Below are 21,228 nucleotides of genomic sequence, written 5' to 3' on the forward strand. Positions count from 1 at the left end.
CGTCAGTGGTCGACGAGGCTGCGACCGGTGTACATCGTCACCGTCCCAGGCAAGATCGAGATCTTCTGGATGTCGATCGTCGCGTTGTGAACGTCTCGGTTCAAACGGTTGGCCACGGCCACGCAGGTGTACCCACCGCCTTCCAAGGCGCGCTCGCGCATGAACGCTGCGACAGTCATGCCTTCGCGCCCGGCGGCCTCTTGCACTTGGTCCAATTCGGCAGGGGTCAGGCGGACACTGACCATCGCCCCTCGTTGCCGCTTCTCGGACTTCTTTCGCGCCCGAGCCTCCGGTGGATCTGGCTCCCATGCCGAATCGTCACCCAGTTGCGCTTCAAGTCGGTCGACGTCTTCCATGCCCACCATTCTCATCCCTAGATCCCCCACTTTGTCACCTCCGCGGCTGTGCATTCCCTAGCAGTGATGGGTCGAATACAGCCGCGGCTCTCGTCGTACTTCACCGCGGCCACGATTGGTCGCCCCCCATATGTGCGCCCGATCATCCGCCACTCGGCGGTCATACCGTTCTTGTTTCTCGACCACAGAGGCTCGTCTGACATGACCTGATAGAGCTCGGTGGGGGATACATGATGCTCGGCAATGTGGGCTTCATTGAACTCGTCAATATCGAGCCACTCTGCCTGACTCGGATGACTCAAAGGTACTCCTTGACGGTCATACCGTCAAGGATCTACGGTATGACCGTATCAACCGTGACGGTCATACCGTCGGCTTTACAAAGGAAGGTTCTCAGTGGAACTTAGCGCCGTTTTGTGCAACTACGCAGAGGTTCAGAACAATCTGCTCTACATCACCGGTGGAGGAGTGGATCGAGCCAACGTCCCGCCAGGACTCACGGCTCCATACGTGATCGGTGTATCCATCGGGATCACCCTCTCGGTTCCGTGGACTCAGACCAACCAACAGCACAAGCTCGAGATGGACTTGGTCGATGAGGATGACCAGCCCGTCGTCGTGCCTACCGGCGAGGCAGAGGAACCGCTGCATGCTGAATTGCAGTTCAACGTCGGACGACCGCCCATCCTGGAGGCGGGCGAGGCGCAGAACATCAGTCTGGCGATCAACCTCCCGGGCCTGCCCCTGCCGAGGTTGGGACGATACTTCTTCGTCCTTTCTGTCGACGGCACGGAGCTCCGCCGGCTCACGTACAAGGTCGCGACTCAGCAAGGCCTCACGATTCCGGGCGGACCGGCTGGGCTGCCGCGCCTGCCCTAACGAGCTGGCCGGTGCAGCCGAAATCGCACGCTGAAGCCCCAAAGTGAAGCGCGTGACCGAAGCCGCACGCGAGGCCCGAAATCGCCGGAGAATCGCGCACAGATGCCGCAGCGAAGCGATGAGCGAACGTGTAGAATCGCAGCCAGGAGAACGAAATTCGCGCTCTCCTACTCTTCGTACGGAAGTGGCTGGCCCTCATCACCTGAGCGTGAGGGACGAAGTACTGGCGTCAGGAGTCCCGCGATCGAGCCGCTGGCTCGGGGCCATGAGGACTCAAACCGACCGGTCGCCCGAAAGTCCGACAGCTGCGTACGAATCCCTTTGAAGTTGAAGGAGATTCGTCGTGACACGTCGACTCGCAACCATCGTCCAGGCCGCCCACTATCTGCAGGTCAGCGACCGCACCGTCAGCAACTACGTCGGCCGAGGGCTCTTCCCGGCCTACAGGGTGCCCGGCAAGCGCAGCCACTACGTCGACCTCAACGAGGTGGACGCGGCGCTGGCCAAGGTCCCGCGTCGGACCGCTCGTCCGGGCGGGAAGGCGTTCGGCCCCAAGGCCACGATCATCGCCCTGCCCGCTCAGGCCGAGGTGGTGCAGCGATGAGCCCGGTGGAGGCGGCTGCGGCGCTCGGCCCGCTCACCGACGAGCAGTGCGAGGAGGTCGCCCGGTGGCTACGGCTCATGGCCTCGGGCAAGGACGAGGGCGGTGGCCAGCCGTGACCACCGCCCCCAACTACATCACCGCCGACCATGATGCCGCCGTCGTGGCGTTTCTGACCACCTACTCGCGCAACCCCGACAGGCAGGTCCGCGAGGCGTACGCACCCGGCCGCGAGCCGGGCGGGCTGGCCCGCTGGCATGAGTCCTGGGCGGCCCGGCGCGCCCCGCGCATGTGCCGCCTTCGCGGCTGTCGCAACCGGCACTACGGACGCGGGCTGTGCCGCTCGCACTACGACCGCTGGCGCCGCCACGGCGACCCGATGGGCGGGCGCTGGCCCCGCACCGGTCCGCCACCGACCCCGGCCGAGATCCTCGCCGAGATGCGGGCGGCGTATGCCGCGGTCCGACAGGCGGTGGGCGAGTGACCGCCGAGCCGGGTTACGTCTGGGCGGGAGAAGGGCGCGATGAGCGTCTGGTCCCCGCCGACCAAGCCCACGTCCCGCCCGAGTGCAACGAGCTGCATCCGCTCTACGGGTACGACCGTCGCCAGTGCATCAAGTGCATGCTCCGGCAGGAGTACGTCCGGCGCGAGGTTCAGGCCCAGCTAGACGAGGTGGCGGAGGCCGACGAGTACTCGATGCGGGTCAGTGGTGATGCCCTGCTCGACCTCGACCCCGTGGCCCCGATCTGGGGTGACGCCTTCGCGCCGGTGACGGCCGAGGGGCAGGCGCTGATGATCGTCGGGCCGGACGGGACGGGCAAGACCTCCACGGCGGGCCAGTACGGGCGCGCGAGGCTTGGGCTAGCCGACGAGATGTGGGACATGCCCGTGCGCCCTCTGCCGCCCGACCGCTCGGTGTACTACCTGGCTGCCGACCGCCCTAGGCAGGCCATGGAGGCGCTGATGCGCGGGTTCTCCGAGGCCCACCGCGACCTGCTCCGGGACCGGTTGCACATCCACAAGGGCCCGCCGCCCTATCGGCTCAGCGCCACGCGAGGGCAGGAGTGGCTCCTGGGCGAGGTGGAGGAGACGGGCGCCGGGCTGCTCATCTTCGACTCGAGGAAGGACTTCGGCGCCACCACCAACGCCGACGAGGTGGCCGGGTTCTCCACGGCGGTGCAGCTGCTCCTGGCCTCGGAGGTCGAGGTCGTGGTCCTGCACCACCCCAACGAGCGCCGACGCAATGGCCCGCCGGACCTGACCGCGATCTCAGGGCACGGAGGCGTGTACCACGGCATGGGCTCCATCCTGTTCCTCGAAGGCAGCACGGGCGGGACGGTGGTCGACGTGCACCACATCAAGCCGGTTCGTGAACTGCTGCCGAGGTTCCAGATCGAGCACGACCACAAGGCTGGAGTGTCCGAGCGGGTGGTCGGCCTCGTGGCGCAGCCGGACGGGACCGTCGAGGGCGGGCGGGTGCCCGTGAGTAGCGTCGAGCGCGACGTGCTGGCGTGCATCGACGCTCACCCGAGCGGGTGCGCGCCGGCTGCATCGCTCAAGGAGGTGCTGCGCTCGGACAACCTCAGCCGCGACCTGGCCCCGCTGGTCAAGGCCGGGCTGATCGAGCACAACGGCCTGCGTGGGCCACAGAGCGGGTACCGGAGACCAGCGACGAGCGACACGTAGCTCGTTGTCGCTCGTCTCTCGCTGCAAGCCTCTGACCTGCAGCGATGACGAGCGACCAGCGACGAGCGACCTATATAGCGGGAGGGAGAGATACAGAGAGAGATGTATCTCTCTAGGTCGCTCGTCGCTCGTCGCTCGTCTCAGCGCGCCAGTCGGGGAAGGCGGCGCTCCGGGTCCTCGGCACGTCGCCGTGCGTCCCGGACCCGCCGGTCGTCCTTGCTGCGCACATCGAGCCAGTGGTGAGCGCCAGCGGTCATCGGCATGGTCCGCGCGGTCATGCTCTGGGTCTTGCCGCTCACGACGGCCTCCTCTCGATACCCCCGCCCAGTATGCCGCAGGGTGCCGACAGGGGCGTAGTACGCTGTCCGACCAGCACCGTCCCGCCCGCACTGCGAGGATCGTCGGCGTTTTCACGCGGCTCCTACAGATCGGCCCCTCAGTGCCGACGTGGGGGGATCGGATCCAGCAGGCTGGGGTCGCATCGCCCGGTGGGGTTCAGGACGTCGAGGACCCGCTTCGCCATGAAGCGGAGGGTCCCCAGCACGCCCGGGAAGGCCACCGGGCCGTCGTCGTCCAGGAGAACTGGCGCGAAGGTGACTCGTGGCTGCGTGCTCTCGTAGGGTCGGAACTCTGGGAAGTAGTCCATCTCCATGATCACGCGTCCCTGCTCGACCGGGCCGCGGATCAACCTGGGCTCAGGCTGCCCGGTGCGCCATGAGGGGCCATCTACGGAACCCACGACGAGGTGTGGGTGTCGGTGCTTCTCGACGTTTCCCAGCCGATTGAGCAGGCCCATCGAGTAGGCCGCCTGGTCGAACAGAGTCGGCTCGTGCTCCCGGCCCCGCTTGAGGTAGGGCTGCACCCGCTCGATCAGATCGAGTTGCTCGACGGACAGGCCGGGCAACTCCTTCTTGGCCCGCTCTCGAAACTTCTTCTCTGAGTCCGTGAGGGTGAACTGTGACCAGAAGGCCTCGTCAGGATCGAGGTCCCGACCCAGACCCCGCACGGACAGCTCGAAGGCGGCGTGGTCGAGTGCCGAGCGGAGGTTGTAGAGCGCTTCACCCGTCGTAACGGCCCAGTGGCTCGGGATCGTCGGCGGGTTGTCCACGATGAACCGGTACGTGGACCGGTCGGGGGTCAACTCGATCCGCAGGACGTCCAAGAAGTCGAGGCGCAGCCCCTCGGCCTCCAGCCGTAGTGCCTGGTAGACCTCCTCGACGCGGTGCAGCTTGGCGAAGGCGCTTCGGAAGGCCTTGTGGCCGAACGTCCCCAGCGGGGTGGGCTCGTGCAGGGATCGGTGGGATCGCTTCGGCCATGGCACCTCTTGCTCTTCGGTCATATGTGCATCGTCGCAGCAGAGGAGAGCCGCCCCAGCCTGATTGGTCGCGCCCTCTCAGCGGGACCTCTTGACACGCGTGCGACTCTGAGAGCACATCACCGTCTGCCGCTGGCGCAAGGGCCGGGCTCGTCTCCATCAGGAGCGCCCATGTCACGCGCCACCCATCCCGGCACCTCGCCTTGTAGCCGATGCGCTCGGCGATCGCCGACCTCGAAACTGATCGACCTCGGCCCCTCGGTCGGCCTGCTCTGCTCGCACTGTCTCGACCGCATACCCGGCCCTGAGCGTCGCTCGCTGCTGCGGAGGGCCGGCCGATGACCACCCTCGCCGCTCGCGCCCAGCAGTCCCGCGTCGATCACGAGCGAGCCCGTCGACTGGCCGACTATTCGAAGGATGTGCGCCGCGGGCTGGCCACCCCGCCTACCCGCGACAAGGCCCCAGCCCCGCCGGTCCCTCGCCACGCTCCGCTGGCCTACCTGCTGGGCAACTGCCTCGGTTGCGGTCGCGAGATGTGGGTCCCCAACCGGAAGCCGCGAGTGCCGATCTGCGAGCTTTGCACGGACCGGCGATGACCACTCGCGAGCCGGAGTCCGACGCCCTGCGTCTGCGTCACTTCCGCGGACGCGCGGGTGCGACCTTCGAGTCGCCCGCCTCGGCCCCCGGGCCGACCCAGCAGCCGCCGTCAACGCGCTCCGTCCGGGTCGAAGGGGTGGGCACCGCCAACAGCGACGGCACGGCGACGATGGCACCCACACCCGTCCCGAAGGTGCCTCCGCTGGTGCGCCCGCGCCGGAGTCACGGACGGACACCAGCGCGCCCGGTCTACCCGCCCGTGCCTCGGGTCCCCCGGGCAGGGCCCAAGCGGCGCGGGAACGCCGTGGCCCGGCTGGAGGCCGCCAGCGAGCTGATGAACGCCGCCGAGGCTGCCCAGCAGGCAGCGCGGAGCAAGGCACTGGAGGAGGCCGCGGCCAAGGCGCTCGCGGCTGCACAGGACGAGTTCACGAGGACGGTGACCCAATGGTGAAGATCACGACGCGCCCGCAGCTGACCGCCGAGCAGGCCGCAGCGCTGCGCCGCGAGATGCCCGACGACCCAGTACGAGACGCGCAGCGGCTGGCCTGCGAGTGCTGCGGGCGCGGTGTCGTGGTCACCGAGTTAACGCCGGTTCGCATCGCCGAGCGACTCGGCATGGGTGGGTCCTACGTCAGCCCCATCACGGTGCCGGGTCACGCGCCGAAGAGTCGCCCCAAGCCGCCACCCAACGCCGTGCGGGTCGCGATCTGCCCGACCTGCGCGGCACGGCGTGCCGAGGCCAAGGCGTACGTCGAGCAGCACCCCGCCCTGGAGCAGCGCTACGGCAACGTGGTCCGCCAGCACGTCGAGACGGCCTTGCAGGCGCTCGATGTGATCGGCCTGCCCCGCCCGACCAACGAGACGCACTGGGCGGCGATCTGGCCGCGGCTGTGGCGTGCAGCCGGGGGCATCGCGTGGAGCAATCCCGAGACCGTGTCCCCGGGCTACGTCAACCGCCGGCCTTGGGACCACGTCCGCGCCGCCCAGCGCGACGAGATGCGCAAGGCCTACGCCGACGGGCTGCGAGCGCTGGTGGCCCGGCACCAGCCCAGCGTTCCGCTGCCCTGCCCTGGGCCGCGTGGAACGGCCACAGGTTGCCTGTACTGCGGCGTCAGCTCGGTCACGCTTGCCGCCGCCGATGTGGCACGGCTGGGCGGGGTGCAGCAGGCGCAGGACGCCGCCTGGCGACGAGTCCTGACCAACCAGACCGCGCTGGGCCGGACCGGCCCGGAGAAGGTCCGAGGCCACCTGTGCGCCACCTGCTCGGCGGCCCTCGACAAGGCGGGCGGCGCCGTCGGCGTGACCAGCCGCACACAGGCCCTGGCCGACCACCTCGTGGCCACTGGCCGCGCCAAGCTCGCGGGCAGCCTGCGGGACTGGCTGCAGGGTCACGAGGGCGCGGTCTACGTCCTGCCCGCCCACGCGGTCACGGGGCGGCCGCCCTCGAGCACGCCGTGGGTCCATGCGGCGGCGCTGCTCGACGCCGTGCAGGCCCCACCGGAGGTCGCCCTGCCGACCTCCTAAACTCCGCCCGGGCCGAGTTGACGCGGGTCCTCGGTCCGGGCGGTCAGCCGGGGCACGAAAACGCACACGCGAATTCCGTTGCAGCGCAACGGAATTCGCTCGCGTCAAGATCGTAACCGAAATGCTATGTCAAAACCGCAGTTTCGACCTGCCGATCGCCGTCGCCGTGGCGACGGCCCTCAAGCTGGTCGAGCCCGACCGAGTGCGCGACCTCGTGCACCTCGGGGAGCTGGCCCTGGACGGGTCCATCCGTGCCGTGAACGGTGTCCTGCCCGCGGTGCTGAGCGCTGTCCGCGCCGGGTGCCGCGACGTCGTGGTGCCGGTCGACAACGCGGCCGAGGCTCGCCTCGTCCCGGGGATCCGGGTGCACGCCGTGGCCCACCTGGCCGACCTCATCGCGGCCTACGCCTCCGGGGCCGAGTCGTTCGGGGTGGCCGATCCGACCCCGCCGCAGCGTCCCACCGTGGTCAGGGTGCCGGTGGACCTCGCCGACGTGGTGGGGCAGGAGGAGGCCCGGATGGCGCTCGAGCTGGCAGCAGCGGGAGGTCACCACCTCTTCCTGCTCGGGCCACCGGGCTCCGGCAAGACGATGCTCGCCGAACGCCTGGCGACGATCCTGCCCCGGCTGTCGCGCGAGCAGTCGATCGACGTCCTCGCCGTGCGATCGCTGCTCGGCGTCACAGCGGCCGAGCTGTCCGTCGAGGGTGCCCCGCCCTTCGTGGCCCCACACCACACCGCCACCCAGGCGGCGATCATCGGCGGTGGCAGCCGCGCCGTGAAACCCGGTGCCATCACCCAGGCGCACCACGGCGTGCTCTTCCTCGACGAGGTCCCCGAGTTCAAGTCCTCGGTGCTCCAGTCGCTGCGCCAGCCGCTGGAGTCCGGGCAGGTCGTCGTGTCACGGGCGCGGAGCACCGTGCTCTACCCGGCCCGGTTCCAGCTCGTGATGGCCGCCAACCCCTGCCCGTGCGGCCTCGGGTACGGCAAGGGAGTGGGCTGCTCGTGCACCCCCTTGGCCAAACGGGCTTACCTGGGCCGGCTGTCGGGACCGCTGCTCGACCGCGTGGACCTGAGGGTGCAGGTGCCGGCGGTCACGAGGTCGTCGCTGGCGGGGACCGCCGGTGAGAGCAGCGCGGTCGTCGCGACCCGGGTGCAGGGGGCCAGGCAGGCGCAGGCGCAGCGCTGGGCCGGGACGCCCTGGGAGCTCAACAGCCAGGTGCCCGGGTCGACCCTGCGCCGCGGCAGGTGGCGGTTGTCGAGGGCGGTCACGACCGATCTCGACCGCGCGCTCGACCGTGGTCAGCTGACCCTGCGTGGTTACGACCGGGTGGCCCGGGTGGGCTGGACCATCGCCGACCTCGCCGGCCGCGACGCCCCCACTCGCGACGACCTCGGCCAGGCGTTGACCCTGCGCAACCACGACGCGGTCGCGGCATGAGCGGGCCGGAGCGAACCGCCGGGACGAGCTCGACCAGCGGGACCGTCGGCCGCCGTGCTCTCGCGGGCGTGCGCGGCGACCGGGCCGCCCGCCTGGCCTGGGCGCGGCTGGTCGAGCCCGCCGACGCCGAGGTCGCCCGCCTCGTCGCCACGGTGGGGGCGGAGGAAGCCCTGCACTCGGTGGGTCGGGACACCATCTTGGGCGCCCGTCTCGAGGCCCGGCTGCCCGAGCTCGACGTCGATCGCGACCTCGCCATCGCCCGCAGCCTCGGCGCCCGTCTGGTCGTGCCGCAGGACGCCGAGTGGCCGACCCGCCTGGACGACCTCGCCGCACCACCGCTGTGTCTCTGGGTGCTGGGTGAGGGCCGGCTCGACGAGCTGGCCGAGCGCAGCGTCGCGGTCGTGGGCGCCCGGGCGGCCACAGGTTATGGCCTCCACGTGGCCAGGGAGCTGGGCGCGGGCCTCGCGGAGCGCCGGTTCACGGTGGTGTCAGGGGCCGCCTACGGCATCGACGGAGCTGCCCATGAGGGCGCGCTCGCAGTCGGCGGCCCGACCGTCGCGGTCGTGGCGGGAGGGGTCGACCGCGCCTACCCGGCAGGCCACGCCGGCCTGCTCAAGCGGATCCGCGAGGACGGTCTCGTGATGAGCGAGGTGCCACCTGGCTCGGCACCGACGAAGTGGCGCTTCCTCAGTCGCAACCGTGTCATCGCGACCCTGACGCGGGGGACGGTCGTCGTCGAGGCCGGCCTGCGCAGCGGGTCGCGCAACACGGCCCGCCTGGCCGAAGAACACCACCGCCTGGTCTGCGCCGTGCCCGGGCCGGTGTCGTCGGCGGTGTCTGCGGGCTGCCATGAGCTGATCAGGAGCGGGGCACAGCTCGTCACCGACGCGGCGGAGGTCGCCGAGTCGGTGGGGCAGGTCGGGGAGCTGGCCCCCCGCAAGCAGGGTGCGACCGAGCCGGGCGACGACCTCGCCCCTCACCATCGAGTGGTGCTGGCGGCCCTGCCGCACCGCGCCCCGATCGCCGTCGCGGAGCTGGCGCGACGCACCGGGCTGAGTGTGATCGAGGTGCGAGGTGCGCTCGGAGCCCTCGACGTGGCCGAGCTCGCGCTCCAGCAGGGGGAGGGGTGGCGTCGGGTGAAGCGCCGCTGACCTGCCCGACGCGCCCGTTCGCCGGACCGGCGTCCGCCGACGGACTACTGGCACAATGACGCCGTGCTCGCAGCCGAGGTCGCCGCCTCCCGACAGGCGCAGTGGGACCTGCTGCGTGACTACATCGCCTCCTACGCCGAGCGACGGCCGGTGCGCAAGGTGACGGTGGTCGGCAACGCACCGCTCGGTCCGAACCCGGAGCGGGTGGCCGAGATCGACAGCAGCGACCTGGTCTTCCGGATGAACTCGATGGCGCTGGACGACCCGAGTGGCCCTCCGTGCGTGGGGACCAAGTGCCACGTCCTCACGGTGTCCCGCTACGCGCCGGTGACACCGTGGATGTTCCAGGACTACCGCAGGCGGGCCTACCTGATCCCGCAGGCCGGCTACGGCTTGCGCTACATCCTGCTCCCGCAGCCGTACTTCTGGCCGTCGGACCTGGGCACCATGCCCGTCCCCAACGCCCCCGTGATCACCCGGCTGCTCGACCAGCTCGACCCGGACCACGTGCCGAACGAGCTGATCCCGACCTCGGGGTCGATCTCCTGCTTCCTCGCCCATGAGCTGTTCCCCGAGGCGGAGATGCTCGCGACCGGTTTCTCGTTCCTCGACGGGGTGCAGCAGGACTCGTGGCGCTACCAGAGCGGTGGCGGGAGCCCGGTCATCCCCGCCCACCAGCTCGACCTGGAGGCGGCTCTGCTCCGCTCGTGGATCGACGACGGCAGCATGCGGATGCTGCCTTGAAAGAGGAGAACATGCCCGGAACCGACCGGCCCCAGAGCGACGCGGCCAGCTCGCCCAGCGAAGCTGCCGGCTCGCCCAGCGACGCTGCCAGCTCGCCCAGCACGTACCGCCGCGCCCGCCGGGCCGTCGGCCGGTGGCGCCGCAGCGTCGCCGACCCGAACAACCTCGCCGCGAAGGTCGACAAGCAGCGCGCGCAACTCGACCGTCAGTCGACCCAGATCGCTGAGCTCAAGGCATCCGTCGCGGCCCTGGGCAAGCGGCTGCACCCCGTGGAGTACGCCTCGAAGCACCGCGAGGTCGAGCACGGCGGGCTGGCCATCCAGGTCGGCGTCGTCGAGGAACGCCTCGGCAGGATCGAGGAAGCCCTGCGGCGTGAGGAGTTCGTGGGCGACGAGGGCGACGAGGGCGACCGGGCCGAGGCTCGCAGCCTCGTCGAGGCAGTTCGGCGCGAGCACGAGCAGGTGCGGGTCCGCATGCAGGTGATCGCCCAGTACGAGGAGCGGCTGCGACGACTGGAGGAAGCGGTCGCAAAGGCTTACGACGGGGACGTCCGGCACCCGTTCTGAGCCTGCGGGGCGTCGAGCGGGGTGGCGGCTTGTGCGCCGCCGCCGCGTTTGCGACGGTGACCGCGTGACCGAGTCCCCTGCGCAGACGCTGTTGGCGTTCGAGCGCCACCTGCGCAGCGAGCGGGGCCGATCGGAGCACACGACTCGGGCCTACCTGGGCGACCTGCGCGGGCTGGTGGACTTCCTCCGCGTGGAGTGCGGCATCGACGACCTCGCCGAGGTGGGTCTGCGCGAGCTGCGGGGGTGGCTCGCGGCCCAGGCCGACGCTGGTGCGGCGCGGTCGACGATCGCACGCCGCTCGGCAGCGGCACGCACCTTCCTGGGCTGGGCGACCAGGACCGGTCGCATCGCCCAGGACCCGTCGCTGCGACTGGTCGCGCCGAAGCGCGCCGACCACCTCCCGGAGGTGCTGCGTCAGGGCGACGCCACGGCGCTGATGGACCTCGCCGCCGTCGCCAGCGACGACCAGGACCCGATCCGGCTGCGAGACCGGGCGGCCCTGGAGCTGTTGTACGCCAGCGGGATCCGGGTCGGTGAGCTGACCGCCCTCGACGTGGACGACCTCGACCTCGCTGGTGGAGTCGTCAGGGTGATGGGCAAGGGGGGCAAGGAGCGCACCGTGCCGTTCGGGGCTCCGGCCCGCGAGGCCGTCGAGGCGTGGCTGACCCTCGGCCGCCCACAGGTGGTGGTCGCCGCCAGCGGCCCGGCGCTGTTCCTGGGCCGACGGGGCCGTCGAGCCGACGCGCGCCAGATCCGGTCCGCCGTGCACGAGCTGCTCGCCCACCTGCCGGACGCCCCAGACCTCGGTCCGCACGGCCTGCGGCACAGCGCGGCCACCCACCTGCTCGAAGGTGGAGCCGACCTGCGCCTCGTGCAGGAGCTCCTGGGCCACGCCTCGCTGGCGACGACGCAGATCTACACCCATGTCTCGGTCGACCGCCTCAAGGCCTCCTACCGCCAGGCCCACCCGCGTGCCTGAGCGCGGGCGTGACGTTTGAGCCGGTTCGTCGGGCGCGCCGTGACCCCGGACGACAGTCGAGGGGGAAGATGGCCGTCGATGACCTTGATCGGGCCGTGACCCGGCCCGACGCCCGAGAGGAGCCGTCCAGGCGTGCGTGAGGACCTGCCGGACACCCGCGGGGCGCGTCGACGCCGTCGCGGGCCCAGCCGCCAGGTGCGCCTGCGTCGCACCATCGCGGTGACCGTGCTGCTGGTCCTCGTCGCCGTGGTGACGGTGCGGCTCACCCGGGGTGGGGACACCCCGCTCGTCGATGCCGCGTCCTCCGGGAGCCGGCCGACGACCTCTGCGCCCAGCTCCTCCTCGACCAGCAAGACGCCGAACAACGAGGACGGCTCATCGACCACCGAGACCTCGACGTCGACGACGAAGGTCCCGCAGAACGGCAACGGCAAGATCACCGTCGTGTCCGTGCCCGGGGCCGACGTGCCGAGCGCCGGCCGGACGGTCAAGTACACCGTCGAGATCGAGGGTGGCCTCGGGGTCGACCCCGCTGAGGTGGGCGCCACGGTGGAGGGCATCCTGCTCGATCCCCGGGGCTGGCAGAAGGTCGACGGCGTGCGTTTCGTCAACGTCAGCCCGGCCCAGGAGGCCACGGGAGCGCATGTCGACGTGCGTGTCACCCTGGCCAGTCCCGGCCTCACCGACAAGCTCTGCGCACCGATGAGGACGCTGTCGCAGGTGTCCTGCTGGAACGGCGAGCGATCCGTCCTGAACTTCCGTCGCTGGGCCCAGGGCGACGACAGCTACGGCGACGACGTCGCGCGCTACCGGGTCTACCAGGTCAACCACGAGGTCGGCCACGGCATCGGCCACCAGCACAAGATGTGTCCGGGCAAGGGCGAGCGCGCCCCCGTCATGGTGCAGCAGACGCTCGACCTCGGCGGCTGCAAGCCGTGGCCCTACCCGTCGGGCGCCTGAACCAGCGGGAGCAGGCGCACCGGTCTGCCACCCACGAGCAGGATCAGCGGGTCGAGGTAACGGGTGCCGCGCAGCGCGCCCAGGTGCAGGCAACCACCCGAGCAGTGTGAACCGGTGGCCTCCAGCCGGCCGAGCTCGGCGCCCCGCGTCACGGACTGACCTCGCTCGACCGAGACGACGACCGGTTCGTAGGTCGAGCGCACCCCCGACCTGTGCAGGACGGTCACCGTGCCACGACCGGCGACCCGACCCACGTGGGTGACCGTGCCGGAGTCCACCGCGAGGACCAGCGGGCCAGCACCGACGCCAGCACCGACACCTGCACCGACACCTGCACCGACACCTGCACCGACACCTGCACCGACGCTGGCTCCGGAGAGGTCGACGCCACGGTGGCCGGGCCCGTAGGCCGTGGCCGGCGGGGTGAACGGGCGGACCACCCGAGGGCGTGGCGACATCGGCCACGACCAGTGGCCCTGGGGGGCAAGGGTCGCCGCACGGCTGCCGACGGGGGACGCCGTGCCAGGCGGGTCCGGTGCGGTCGGCACCGGCGGCGCCTCCATCGACGTGACACCGAGCACGAGGAGAGGCAGGAGCAGGAGGAATCGCACTCCGTCACCGTGCCGGACCCGGACCGACGCTGCGAACGGCTGCTCCGACCCCTGTGGACGACCTCGGCCGGCGACCCGCCCTGTGGACGCCCGGGGCGGATCCGGGTCAGTTGCGGCCCAGCCGCTGCACGGCTTCGTGCAACACCTCGTCACGCTTGCAGAACGCGAAACGCACGAGCGTCCGGGCGGCGTCGACGTCGTCGTGGAACACCGACACCGGCACTCCCACGACTCCCGCCCGAGCCGGGAGCTCACGACAGAAGGCGAGCGCGTCGACCGCCCCGATCGGGGCGGCGTCGGCGACCACGAAGTAGGTGCCGCGAGGCACCGACACCTCCAACCCAGCCGACCGCAACCCGGCCACGAGCAGGTCCCGCTTGGCCTGCAGCGAGCTCGCCAGACCGGCATACACGTCATCGCCGAGGCCCAGCGCGACGGCCACCGCCGGCTGGAACGGCCCGGACCCGACGAAGGTGAGGAACTGCTTCACTGCGCGGACGGCCGCGATCGCAGCGGCCGGACCGCTCACCCAGCCCACCTTCCAGCCGGTCGCCGAGAAGGTCTTGCCGGCCGACGAGATGGTGAGCGTGCGCTCGCCCATGCCGGCCAGCGTCGCGACGGGCACGTGCTCGGCGTCGTCGAAGACGAGGTGCTCGTACACCTCGTCGGTGACCACCCACGCGTCGTGCTCGCGCGCCAGCGCGCAGACCAGCTCGAGCTCAGCGCGCGTGAACACCTTGCCGGTGGGGTTGTGCGGCGTGTTGAGCAGCACCATCCGGGTGCGGGGGGAGAACGCAGCGCGCAGCGACTCCTCGTCGACCGCGAAGTCGGGGAAGCGCAGCACCGACGTGCGCCGGGTCGCGCCGGCCAGGGCGATCGACGCGGCATACGAGTCGTAGTAGGGCTCGAAGGTGACCACCTCGTCACCCGGCTCGCACAGCGCGAGGATCGTGGCGGCGATCGCCTCGGTGGCGCCGACGGTGACGAGCACCTGCGAGCGCGGGTCGAGCTCGAGGCCGTAGAACCTCGACTGGTGGGCGGCGACGGCCTCGAGCAGCTCGGGCACACCGGGGCCGGGCGGGTACTGGTTGCGGCCGCCGTCGATCGCCGCCTTGGCGGCATCGAGCATCGCCTGCGGGCCGTCGGTGTCGGGGAAACCCTGGCCGAGGTTGACGGCGCCGTGCTCCGTGGCCAGTGCGGTCATCTCCGCGAAGATCGTGGTGCCGAACGGTGCGAGAGCAGGTTTGCCTGGGGGACGAGCCATGCGCCGAGGGTATGCCGCGTGGCCGGGTGGTCGTCGGACCTAGCCGTCGCCCTCAGCGTGGGTCTGGTCCGCGTGCGCGATGTGCCCGAGCTGGCGCCACACCGCCAGCAGGGTCACACCGGAGCCGACGAAGGCGAACCAGAAGGGCGCGGCGGCCCCGAAGTGCCGCGCGATCAGGCCGCCCACGAACTGGCCGACGAGCAGGCCGACGATCAGCCCCAGCCAGTAGACGCTGCCGACCCGGCCCTGCAGCTCGTCGGGGGTCGCCCGCTGGCGCACCGCCGACGACAGCGAGCCCCACACGAACGCGTATCCGCCGAACACCACCATGATCGCCATCGCCACCCACTGCACCGTCGTCAGTGCGAGGGCGAGGTGCGTGACGACCTCGAGGGCGAGGCAGGTCTTCATCAGCCGGTCGAGGGGCACCCGACGTTCGAGCCGGTCGTAGAGCAGCACCGAGGTGACACCGCCCACCGCTGAACAGGTCGTCAGCAGGCCGAAGCCGACGGCCCCCACGCCCAACCGCTCCTGCGCCCAGTAGACGAGCACGCCCCACGGAGCGCCCCACGTGATGTTGAAGATGAAGATGACGAGCGTCAGGGTCCGGATCGGGGCATTGCCCGCGATCCAGCGGAGGCCGTCGAGGATGTCGTGCCCGATGTGCTGCTCGGGGCGCAGCTCCTCGGCCCGGCGCGGGAGGCGCACCCTGGAGAACAGCGCCGCCGAGAGCAGGAGTGCGGTGCCCTGGACGCCGAACGGGACGGCCGACCCCAGGGCGAAGAGGCTCGCGCCGACCGCCGGGCCGATGAACTGGTTCGCGACGAGGAAGCCCGACATCTGGCGGGCGTTCCCGATCCCGAGGTCGGCCTTGGGGACGATCATCGGCAGGACCGCCCGCCAGCCCGTGTCGGCGAAGAGCTCGGCCACCCCGACCGCGAACAGCGTCACCAGGAGCAGGGCGATCGAGACCGTCCCGGTGGCGATGGTCATGACCAGCACGGCGAGCACGACGACCCGGATCAGGTTGGCGACCAGCACCAGCCGGCGACGGTCGACGCGGTCGGCGACGGCACCGGCATACAGACCGAGCAGGAGGGTGGGCAGGTTCTGGACCATCGCCGCCGCAGCGATCAGGGCCGGGTCGCGGGTCAGCGAGGCCACCAGCAGCGGACCAGCGGCCAGGGCGATCCCGTCGCCCAGCTGCCCCATCCACGAGGAGGCGAGGTTCCAGCGGAACGGCGCCCCCATCCGCGACGGTGCCACCCACTCGCCGAACCGGGAGAGGAGGGAGGTCACAAGACGACGACCCTACCCGCGGCGCGGTGCCCGGGTCGTCCGGGTTTCCGCGGGCGGTGCCGCCGTCCGCGATTTCTCGATGCCGGCCCTCAGCACGTACGATGGTCGGCGGTCCACGTGTGCTCGCACACGCAGACCCAATTCGCGCGTCTTCCGCCCGCTGACTCGGCTCGCCGACGAAACGGGGGCGCACCACAGCAGTCCGGCCCATGAGCTCAGAAGGGCCGGTGGGGTGCGTTGCAGGCGCCAGGCAGGACCCGCCCGGATGGCGGGATCCGACGTAACTGACAACCACACAAGGGAGAACACGGCATGGCCGTCGTCACCATGCGCCAGCTCCTCGAGAGCGGCGTCCACTTCGGGCACCAGACCCGTCGCTGGAACCCCAAGATGAAGCGCTTCATCATGACCGAGCGCAACGGCATCTACATCATCGACCTGCAGCAGTCGCTGACCTACATCAACAACGCCTTCGAGTTCGTCAAGGAGACGGTCGCCCACGGTGGGTCGATCCTCTTCGTCGGCACGAAGAAGCAGGCGCAGGAGCCGATCGCCGAGCAGGCGACGCGCGTCGGGATGCCCTACGTCAACCACCGCTGGCTCGGCGGCATGCTCACCAACTTCAACACGATCTCCAAGCGGCTCACCCGCCTCAAGGAGCTCGAGGAGCTCGACTACGACAACGTCGCGGCTTCGGGCTACACCAAGAAGGAACTCCTGATCTTCAAGCGGGAGAAGGACAAGCTCGAGAAGACCCTCGGCGGCATCCGCAACATGGCCAAGGTCCCCTCCGCGGTGTGGGTCGTCGACACCAAGAAGGAGCACCTGGCCGTCGACGAGGCCCGCAAGCTCGGCCTCCCGGTCATCGCGATTCTCGACACCAACTGCGACCCCGACGAGGTCGACTACAAGATCCCCGGCAACGACGACGCCATCCGCTCGGTCACCCTGCTGACCCGCGTGATCGCCGACGCCGTCGCCGAGGGCCTGATCGCCCGCAGCTCCGGCAAGTCCGGCGAGCAGGCCGAGGGTGTCGTCGCGGGTGACGAGCCCCTCGCCGAGTGGGAGCGCGAGCTCCTCGGTGGCGACGCCGCCGAGACCGCTCAGGCTGCCGCCCCCGAGGCCGGCGAGACCGCTGCCGCTGACGCGACCGAGGCCGCTCCGGCCGAGGCTCCCGCCGAGGTCGAGGCTGCCGCTCCCGTCGCGGAGGCCACCCCGGCCGCCGCCGACGAGACCGCCACCGAGGGCACCGCTGCGGAGGCCTCGGCCGACGCCGACGCCAAGGCCTGAGCCGACCTCATCCACTCTGAACGCCACCACTCTTAACGGAAAGAGCTGAGAGAACACCTATGGCGAACTACACCGCCGCTGACATCAAGGCCCTTCGCGAGTCCACCGGCGCCGGCATGCTCGACGTCAAGAAGGCGCTCGACGAGGCCGACGGCGACCAGGCCAAGGCCACCGAGATCCTTCGCGTGAAGGGCCTCAAGGGCGTCACCAAGCGCGAGGGTCGCACCACGTCCAACGGCCTGGTCAACGCCCAGGCCGGTGACGGCGTGGGCACCCTCGTCGAGGTCCTGTGCGAGACCGACTTCGTGGCCAAGGGCGAGAAGTTCATCGCCCTCGCCGGCCAGGTCCTCGCCCAGGCCGTCGCCTCGGGCGCGGCTGACGCCGACGCCCTGCTGAAGAGCTCGCTCGAGGACGGCACCACCGTCCAGGAGCTGCTCGACGGCGCCAACGCGACCATCGGCGAGAAGATCGAGGTCAAGCGGGTCGCCCGCGTCGAGGCCCCGGTCGTCGTGTCCTACCTGCACAAGACCAGCCCCGACCTGCCTGCGCAGATCGGTGTCCTGGTGGGTGCCGAGGGTGGCGACGAGCAGGTCGCGCGTGACGTGGCCATGCACATCGCCGCGTTCAGCCCCTCCGTGCTGACCCGCGACGAGGTCGACGCCGAGACGGTCGAGAACGAGCGTCGGGTCGCCGAGGCCACCGCGAAGGAGGAGGGCAAGCCCGAGGCCGCCCTCCCGAAGATCGTCGAGGGTCGCGTGAACGGCTTCTTCAAGGAGAACGTCCTGCTCGAGCAGGCGTTCGCCAAGGACGCCAAGAAGACCGTCGAGAAGGTCCTGGCCGAGGCGGGCACGAAGGTCACCTCCTTCGCCCGCTTCCGCGTCGGCGGCTGACCAGCCCCGACACCCGCCCACGACGAGGCCCCTCCCCTTCGGGTGAGGGGCCTCGTCGCATGGGTGTGCCGGGTCCGGGTGGTGGCCGGGTCACGGCGGGCTGCTTGCGCAGGTGGTCAGCCCGCGGCCTTCGTGACCAGGGCGGTGATCTGCTTCTCCAGCGCCGGGGTCAGGGCAGTCACCGCGTAGCCGATCGGCCACATGGTCCCGTCGTCGAGCATCGCGCTGTCGTTGAACTCGAACGTCGCGTACCGCGCCTTGAACTTGCTGGCCGGCTTGAAGAACACCACGGCCTTCCCGTCCCGCTTCCAGGCCGGCATGCCGTACCAGGTCGAGGGCTGGAGCGCCGGAGCGGCCTCGGTCACGAGCTGGTGGATGCGCTCGGCCAGCACACGGTCCTCCGGGGGCATCTCGGCGATCTTGTCGAGCAGGTCCTGCGCACTACCGGCCCCCTTGGCCTCCTTGTTGCGCTCCCGCATCGCGGCACGCTCGTCGGCGGTGAAGGCGCTCTTGCTGCCGGCGGTCTTGGCCGCGGCCTTCGCCGCGGTCGCCTTCGTCGCGGTCGCCCTCGTGGCGGTGGTCTTTGCCCTGGTCTTCGCAGTGGTCTTCTTGGCGGTGGTCGGCATGGTGGGTCCCTCCCGGTCGGTGTGCTCTGGTGCGTGTCCAGACCATTGTCGGAGCCCCGGCCGGGTAGGCGCTTCTCGAAAACTGATCACTTGTGCCGCATACTCACCCCATGGGGTCACGACCGAAGCAGCCGTCGCGGGCACCCGCGCGGGCGCGCGTGCTACCCGACTTCTCGCAGCTCCCAGAGCGGGTGTCCCCGGAGGACATGGTGACGACCCAGGTCGTCGAGCCCCCTGAAGACCCCCGCGGCGGACGAGACACCGAGACCGAGTTCATGCTCCGCAACGCGGGGTTCTGAGACCGCGCCCCAGCCCAGCTGGGTTGCGACGCCCTGGCCCGCGACCCGGGTCAGAAGATGTGGACGCGTTCCTCGGGAGCCAGCCACATGCCGTCGCCCTCGCTGACGGCGAAGGCCTCGTGGAACTCGTCGCAGTTGCGGACGGCGTTGGCACGGACCTCGGTGGGGGAGTGCGGGTCGATCGCGAGCAGGCGCTTGGCCTCCTCGGTGCGGGCCTTGCCCGACCAGACCTGCGCCCAGCCCAGGAAGAACCGCTGCTGACCGGTGTAGCCATCGAGCTCCGGGACCTCCTTGCCCTCGGTGGCGATCCGATAGGCGGAGTAGCCGATGGCCAGGCCACCGAGGTCGCCGATGTTCTCGCCGACCGTGAGCGCGCCGTTGACCTTCTCGTCGGGCGCGGCCAACGGTGACAACGCGTTGAACTGGGTGATCAGGGCCTGGGTCCGCTCGTCGAACCGGGCCCGGTCCTCCTCGGTCCACCAGTCCCGCAGCGCCCCCGTCGCGTCGTAGCGCGAGCCCTGGTCATCGAACCCGTGCCCGATCTCGTGCCCGATCACCGCACCGATCCCGCCGTAGTTGACCGCGTCGTCGGCCTCGAGGTCGAAGAACGGCGGCTGGAGGATCCCCGCGGGGAAGACGATCTCGTTCATCAGCGGGTGGTAGTAGGCGTTGACCGTCTGCGGCAGCATGAGCCACTCGTCGCGGTCGATCGGCCCACCCAGCTTGGCGAGCTGGCGGCGCAGCTCGAACTCGTTGGCCCGGCGGACGTTGCCCACGAGGTCGTCGTCGATGGTCAGCGCCGAGTAGTCGCGCCACCGGTCGGGGTAGCCCACCTTGGGGGTGAAGGACGAGAGCTTGGCGAGGGCCTGCTCGCGGGTCTGCGGGCCCATCCAGTCCAGCCCCTCGAACGAGCGGCGGAACGCCTCGACGAGGTTGGCCACCAGGTCGAGCATCCGCTGCTTGGCCTCCGGCGGGAAGTACTCGGCGGCGTAGAGCTGCCCCACTGCCTCGCCGATCGAGCTCTCGACGAGCGACACGCCGCGCTTCCAGCGCTCGCGGTTCTCGGGGAGCCCGGAGATGACCCGCCCGGTGAAGTCGAACTCCGCGTCGACCAGCTCGCGCGACAGCAGCGGGGCGGCCGAGCGGACGACGTGGAACGCCAGCCAGTGCTTCAGGTCGTCGAGCGGGGTGTCCTGCAGCAGCGCCGACAGGCCCTCGAGGTAGGAGGGCTGGCCGACGACGACCTGCGCGAAGGCGTCCCGCGCGTCGAGCGAGTCGACGAACGCGTCCCAGCCGACGCCCGGCGCGAGACCGGCCAACGCGGCATACCCGAAGGGGTTGTAGCTCTTGACGGCGTCGCGCGTCGCGACGTTGTCCCAGTGGTGGCCGGCGAGCCGCGTCTCGAGGGCGACCACCCGCGCCGCCGGTGACCCCTCGTCGGTGCTGCCGTCGCCGATGCCGGCGAAGCCGAGCATGCGGCCCACGAACGGCAGGTATGCCGTGAGGATGGCCGCGTGCCGCTCCTCGCGGTAGTAGGACTCGTCGGGCAGCCCCAGGCCGGCCTGGCCGAGGTAGAGGACGTACTCCTCCGGGTTCTTGGCATCGGGCGCGACGCCGAACTCGAACAGTCCCGGCCCGCCCTCGCGCTGGAGGCGGCCGAGCGTGGTGAAGAGTCCGTCGAGGTCGCTCACCTGCGCGACGGCGGCGAGGTCGTCGGCGATCGGGGCCAGCCCCAGCTCCTCGACCCGCTCCTCGTCCATGAAGGCACGGTAGAGATCGCCCACCTTGCGGGTCGGGGAACCGGCGGGCGCCTCGGTATCGGCGGCAGCGCGCTCCACGATCGTGCGGACCCGCTCGTCGGACTGCTCGCGCAGCAGGTCGAAGGTGCCGTAACGGCCGCGGTCCGACGGGATCTCGGTGTCGCGGACCCAGGTGCCGTTCGCGTGGCCGAACAGGTCGTCCTGCGGACGGACTGCGTCGTCGCGGTGACCGGGGAGGATGCCTGACCTCATGCGCGTGTCTTCCTTCGGTGGTTCTGGGGCGGCGGGTGCCGGGGCCGTCCGTGGATGGTGACACCCTGCCACGGGGCCCGGACAGCGGCGCAACCGGCAACGTGCGACTCCGGGGAGTGTGGAAGGATTCGGTGACCGCCC

The 21,228-nt window shown here is 70.7% G+C and carries 23 protein-coding genes; 15 read left to right on the forward strand and 8 right to left on the reverse strand.

Annotation, left to right across the window (positions count from 1 at the left end; all coding sequences use genetic code 11):
• Positions 1-2 precede the first annotated feature (2 nt).
• Positions 3-356 carry a plasmid mobilization protein gene (locus tag BLQ34_RS02065; protein ID WP_157692856.1) on the reverse strand — a complete coding sequence of 118 codons (354 nt, stop codon included), beginning with the start codon at positions 354-356 and terminating at the stop codon, positions 3-5.
• A 396-nt stretch (positions 357-752) separates the two neighbouring features.
• On the opposite strand from BLQ34_RS02065, the gene BLQ34_RS02075 reads away from it, so the two are divergent.
• The 4 genes from BLQ34_RS02075 to BLQ34_RS02090 all read left to right on the forward strand — a co-directional run bounded on the left by BLQ34_RS02075 (position 753) and on the right by BLQ34_RS02090 (position 3,522).
• Positions 753-1,235: a DUF6941 family protein gene (locus tag BLQ34_RS02075; RefSeq protein ID WP_157692857.1), complete on the forward strand. Its 483-nt coding sequence runs from the start codon at positions 753-755 to the stop codon at positions 1,233-1,235.
• A 343-nt stretch (positions 1,236-1,578) separates the two neighbouring features.
• Positions 1,579-1,839 carry a helix-turn-helix transcriptional regulator gene (locus tag BLQ34_RS02080; RefSeq protein WP_091780832.1) on the forward strand — a complete coding sequence of 87 codons (261 nt, stop codon included), beginning with the start codon at positions 1,579-1,581 and terminating at the stop codon, positions 1,837-1,839.
• Between the two features lie 112 nt (positions 1,840-1,951).
• Positions 1,952-2,320 (forward strand): hypothetical protein, encoded by a 369-nt coding sequence (locus BLQ34_RS02085; RefSeq protein ID WP_091780834.1) that lies wholly within the window; start codon positions 1,952-1,954, stop codon positions 2,318-2,320.
• Positions 2,317-3,522, forward strand: a complete 1,206-nt coding sequence (locus tag BLQ34_RS02090; RefSeq protein WP_091780836.1) for an AAA family ATPase — start codon at positions 2,317-2,319, stop codon at positions 3,520-3,522. The genes BLQ34_RS02085 and BLQ34_RS02090 overlap by 4 nt, the downstream gene beginning before the upstream one ends.
• Before the next feature lie 140 nt (positions 3,523-3,662).
• Here BLQ34_RS02090 and BLQ34_RS18650 read toward each other — a convergent pair whose 3' ends face one another.
• Entirely contained in the window at positions 3,663-3,821 is a 159-nt protein-coding gene (locus tag BLQ34_RS18650) for a hypothetical protein (RefSeq protein ID WP_157692858.1), read from the reverse strand.
• 137 nt (positions 3,822-3,958) lie between these two features.
• Positions 3,959-4,861, reverse strand: coding sequence for a hypothetical protein (locus tag BLQ34_RS02095; protein ID WP_091780839.1), 903 nt, complete (start codon positions 4,859-4,861; stop codon positions 3,959-3,961).
• Between the two features lie 568 nt (positions 4,862-5,429).
• Between BLQ34_RS02095 and BLQ34_RS02100 the strand changes: the two genes are divergently transcribed.
• From BLQ34_RS02100 to BLQ34_RS02135, 8 genes are all read left to right on the forward strand, one after another.
• The gene (locus BLQ34_RS02100; protein ID WP_091780841.1) at positions 5,430-5,885 is read left to right on the forward strand and encodes a hypothetical protein; all 456 of its coding nucleotides are present in this window, start codon (positions 5,430-5,432) and stop codon (positions 5,883-5,885) included.
• Positions 5,879-6,958, forward strand: a complete 1,080-nt coding sequence (locus BLQ34_RS02105; protein WP_091780844.1) for a hypothetical protein — start codon at positions 5,879-5,881, stop codon at positions 6,956-6,958. The genes BLQ34_RS02100 and BLQ34_RS02105 overlap by 7 nt, the downstream gene beginning before the upstream one ends.
• Positions 6,959-7,079: 121 nt before the next feature.
• Positions 7,080-8,396, forward strand: coding sequence for a YifB family Mg chelatase-like AAA ATPase (locus BLQ34_RS02110; RefSeq protein WP_091780847.1), 1,317 nt, complete (start codon positions 7,080-7,082; stop codon positions 8,394-8,396).
• A complete protein-coding gene (gene dprA / locus BLQ34_RS02115; RefSeq protein ID WP_091780850.1) occupies positions 8,393-9,547 on the forward strand; it encodes a DNA-processing protein DprA in 1,155 nt (384 codons plus the stop codon). The genes BLQ34_RS02110 and dprA overlap by 4 nt, the downstream gene beginning before the upstream one ends.
• A gap of 63 nt (positions 9,548-9,610) precedes the next feature.
• A complete protein-coding gene (locus BLQ34_RS02120) occupies positions 9,611-10,291 on the forward strand; it encodes a hypothetical protein (RefSeq protein WP_091780853.1) in 681 nt (226 codons plus the stop codon).
• 11 nt (positions 10,292-10,302) lie between these two features.
• Entirely contained in the window at positions 10,303-10,857 is a 555-nt protein-coding gene (locus BLQ34_RS02125) for a hypothetical protein (RefSeq protein WP_091780856.1), read from the forward strand.
• 64 nt (positions 10,858-10,921) lie between these two features.
• Positions 10,922-11,836: a tyrosine recombinase XerC gene (locus tag BLQ34_RS02130; RefSeq protein WP_197674757.1), complete on the forward strand. Its 915-nt coding sequence runs from the start codon at positions 10,922-10,924 to the stop codon at positions 11,834-11,836.
• A 132-nt stretch (positions 11,837-11,968) separates the two neighbouring features.
• Positions 11,969-12,796 carry a DUF3152 domain-containing protein gene (locus BLQ34_RS02135; protein ID WP_091780861.1) on the forward strand — a complete coding sequence of 276 codons (828 nt, stop codon included), beginning with the start codon at positions 11,969-11,971 and terminating at the stop codon, positions 12,794-12,796.
• Here BLQ34_RS02135 and BLQ34_RS02140 read toward each other — a convergent pair.
• The 3 genes from BLQ34_RS02140 to BLQ34_RS02150 all read right to left on the reverse strand — a co-directional run bounded on the left by BLQ34_RS02140 (position 12,778) and on the right by BLQ34_RS02150 (position 15,970).
• The gene (locus BLQ34_RS02140; protein ID WP_231961396.1) at positions 12,778-13,407 is read right to left on the reverse strand and encodes a M23 family metallopeptidase; all 630 of its coding nucleotides are present in this window, start codon (positions 13,405-13,407) and stop codon (positions 12,778-12,780) included. The genes BLQ34_RS02135 and BLQ34_RS02140 overlap by 19 nt on opposite strands.
• 106 nt (positions 13,408-13,513) lie before the next feature.
• A complete protein-coding gene (locus BLQ34_RS02145) occupies positions 13,514-14,671 on the reverse strand; it encodes a pyridoxal phosphate-dependent aminotransferase (protein ID WP_091780865.1) in 1,158 nt (385 codons plus the stop codon).
• Between the two features lie 39 nt (positions 14,672-14,710).
• On the reverse strand, positions 14,711-15,970 hold the full coding sequence (locus BLQ34_RS02150) for an MFS transporter (protein ID WP_231961397.1): 1,260 nt from the start codon (positions 15,968-15,970) through the stop codon (positions 14,711-14,713).
• A gap of 312 nt (positions 15,971-16,282) precedes the next feature.
• On the opposite strand from BLQ34_RS02150, the gene rpsB reads away from it, so the two are divergent.
• Both rpsB and tsf read left to right on the forward strand, forming a co-directional pair.
• Positions 16,283-17,260, forward strand: coding sequence for a 30S ribosomal protein S2 (gene rpsB / locus BLQ34_RS02155; protein WP_091780868.1), 978 nt, complete (start codon positions 16,283-16,285; stop codon positions 17,258-17,260).
• 59 nt (positions 17,261-17,319) lie between these two features.
• The gene (gene tsf, locus BLQ34_RS02160) at positions 17,320-18,150 is read left to right on the forward strand and encodes a translation elongation factor Ts (protein WP_091780871.1); all 831 of its coding nucleotides are present in this window, start codon (positions 17,320-17,322) and stop codon (positions 18,148-18,150) included.
• Between the two features lie 116 nt (positions 18,151-18,266).
• Here tsf and BLQ34_RS02165 read toward each other — a convergent pair whose 3' ends face one another.
• Positions 18,267-18,776: an iron chaperone gene (locus BLQ34_RS02165; RefSeq protein WP_231961398.1), complete on the reverse strand. Its 510-nt coding sequence runs from the start codon at positions 18,774-18,776 to the stop codon at positions 18,267-18,269.
• Between the two features lie 110 nt (positions 18,777-18,886).
• Here BLQ34_RS02165 and BLQ34_RS18655 point away from each other — a divergent pair, with 110 nt between their 5' ends.
• Entirely contained in the window at positions 18,887-19,075 is a 189-nt protein-coding gene (locus BLQ34_RS18655) for a hypothetical protein (RefSeq protein WP_157692859.1), read from the forward strand.
• Between the two features lie 50 nt (positions 19,076-19,125).
• Here BLQ34_RS18655 and BLQ34_RS02170 read toward each other — a convergent pair whose 3' ends face one another.
• Positions 19,126-21,087: a M13 family metallopeptidase gene (locus tag BLQ34_RS02170; protein WP_091780874.1), complete on the reverse strand. Its 1,962-nt coding sequence runs from the start codon at positions 21,085-21,087 to the stop codon at positions 19,126-19,128.
• Positions 21,088-21,228: the final 141 nt, after the last annotated feature.

This window comes from Pedococcus dokdonensis (genome assembly GCF_900104525.1).
Lineage (GTDB): Bacteria > Actinomycetota > Actinomycetes > Actinomycetales > Dermatophilaceae > Pedococcus > Pedococcus dokdonensis.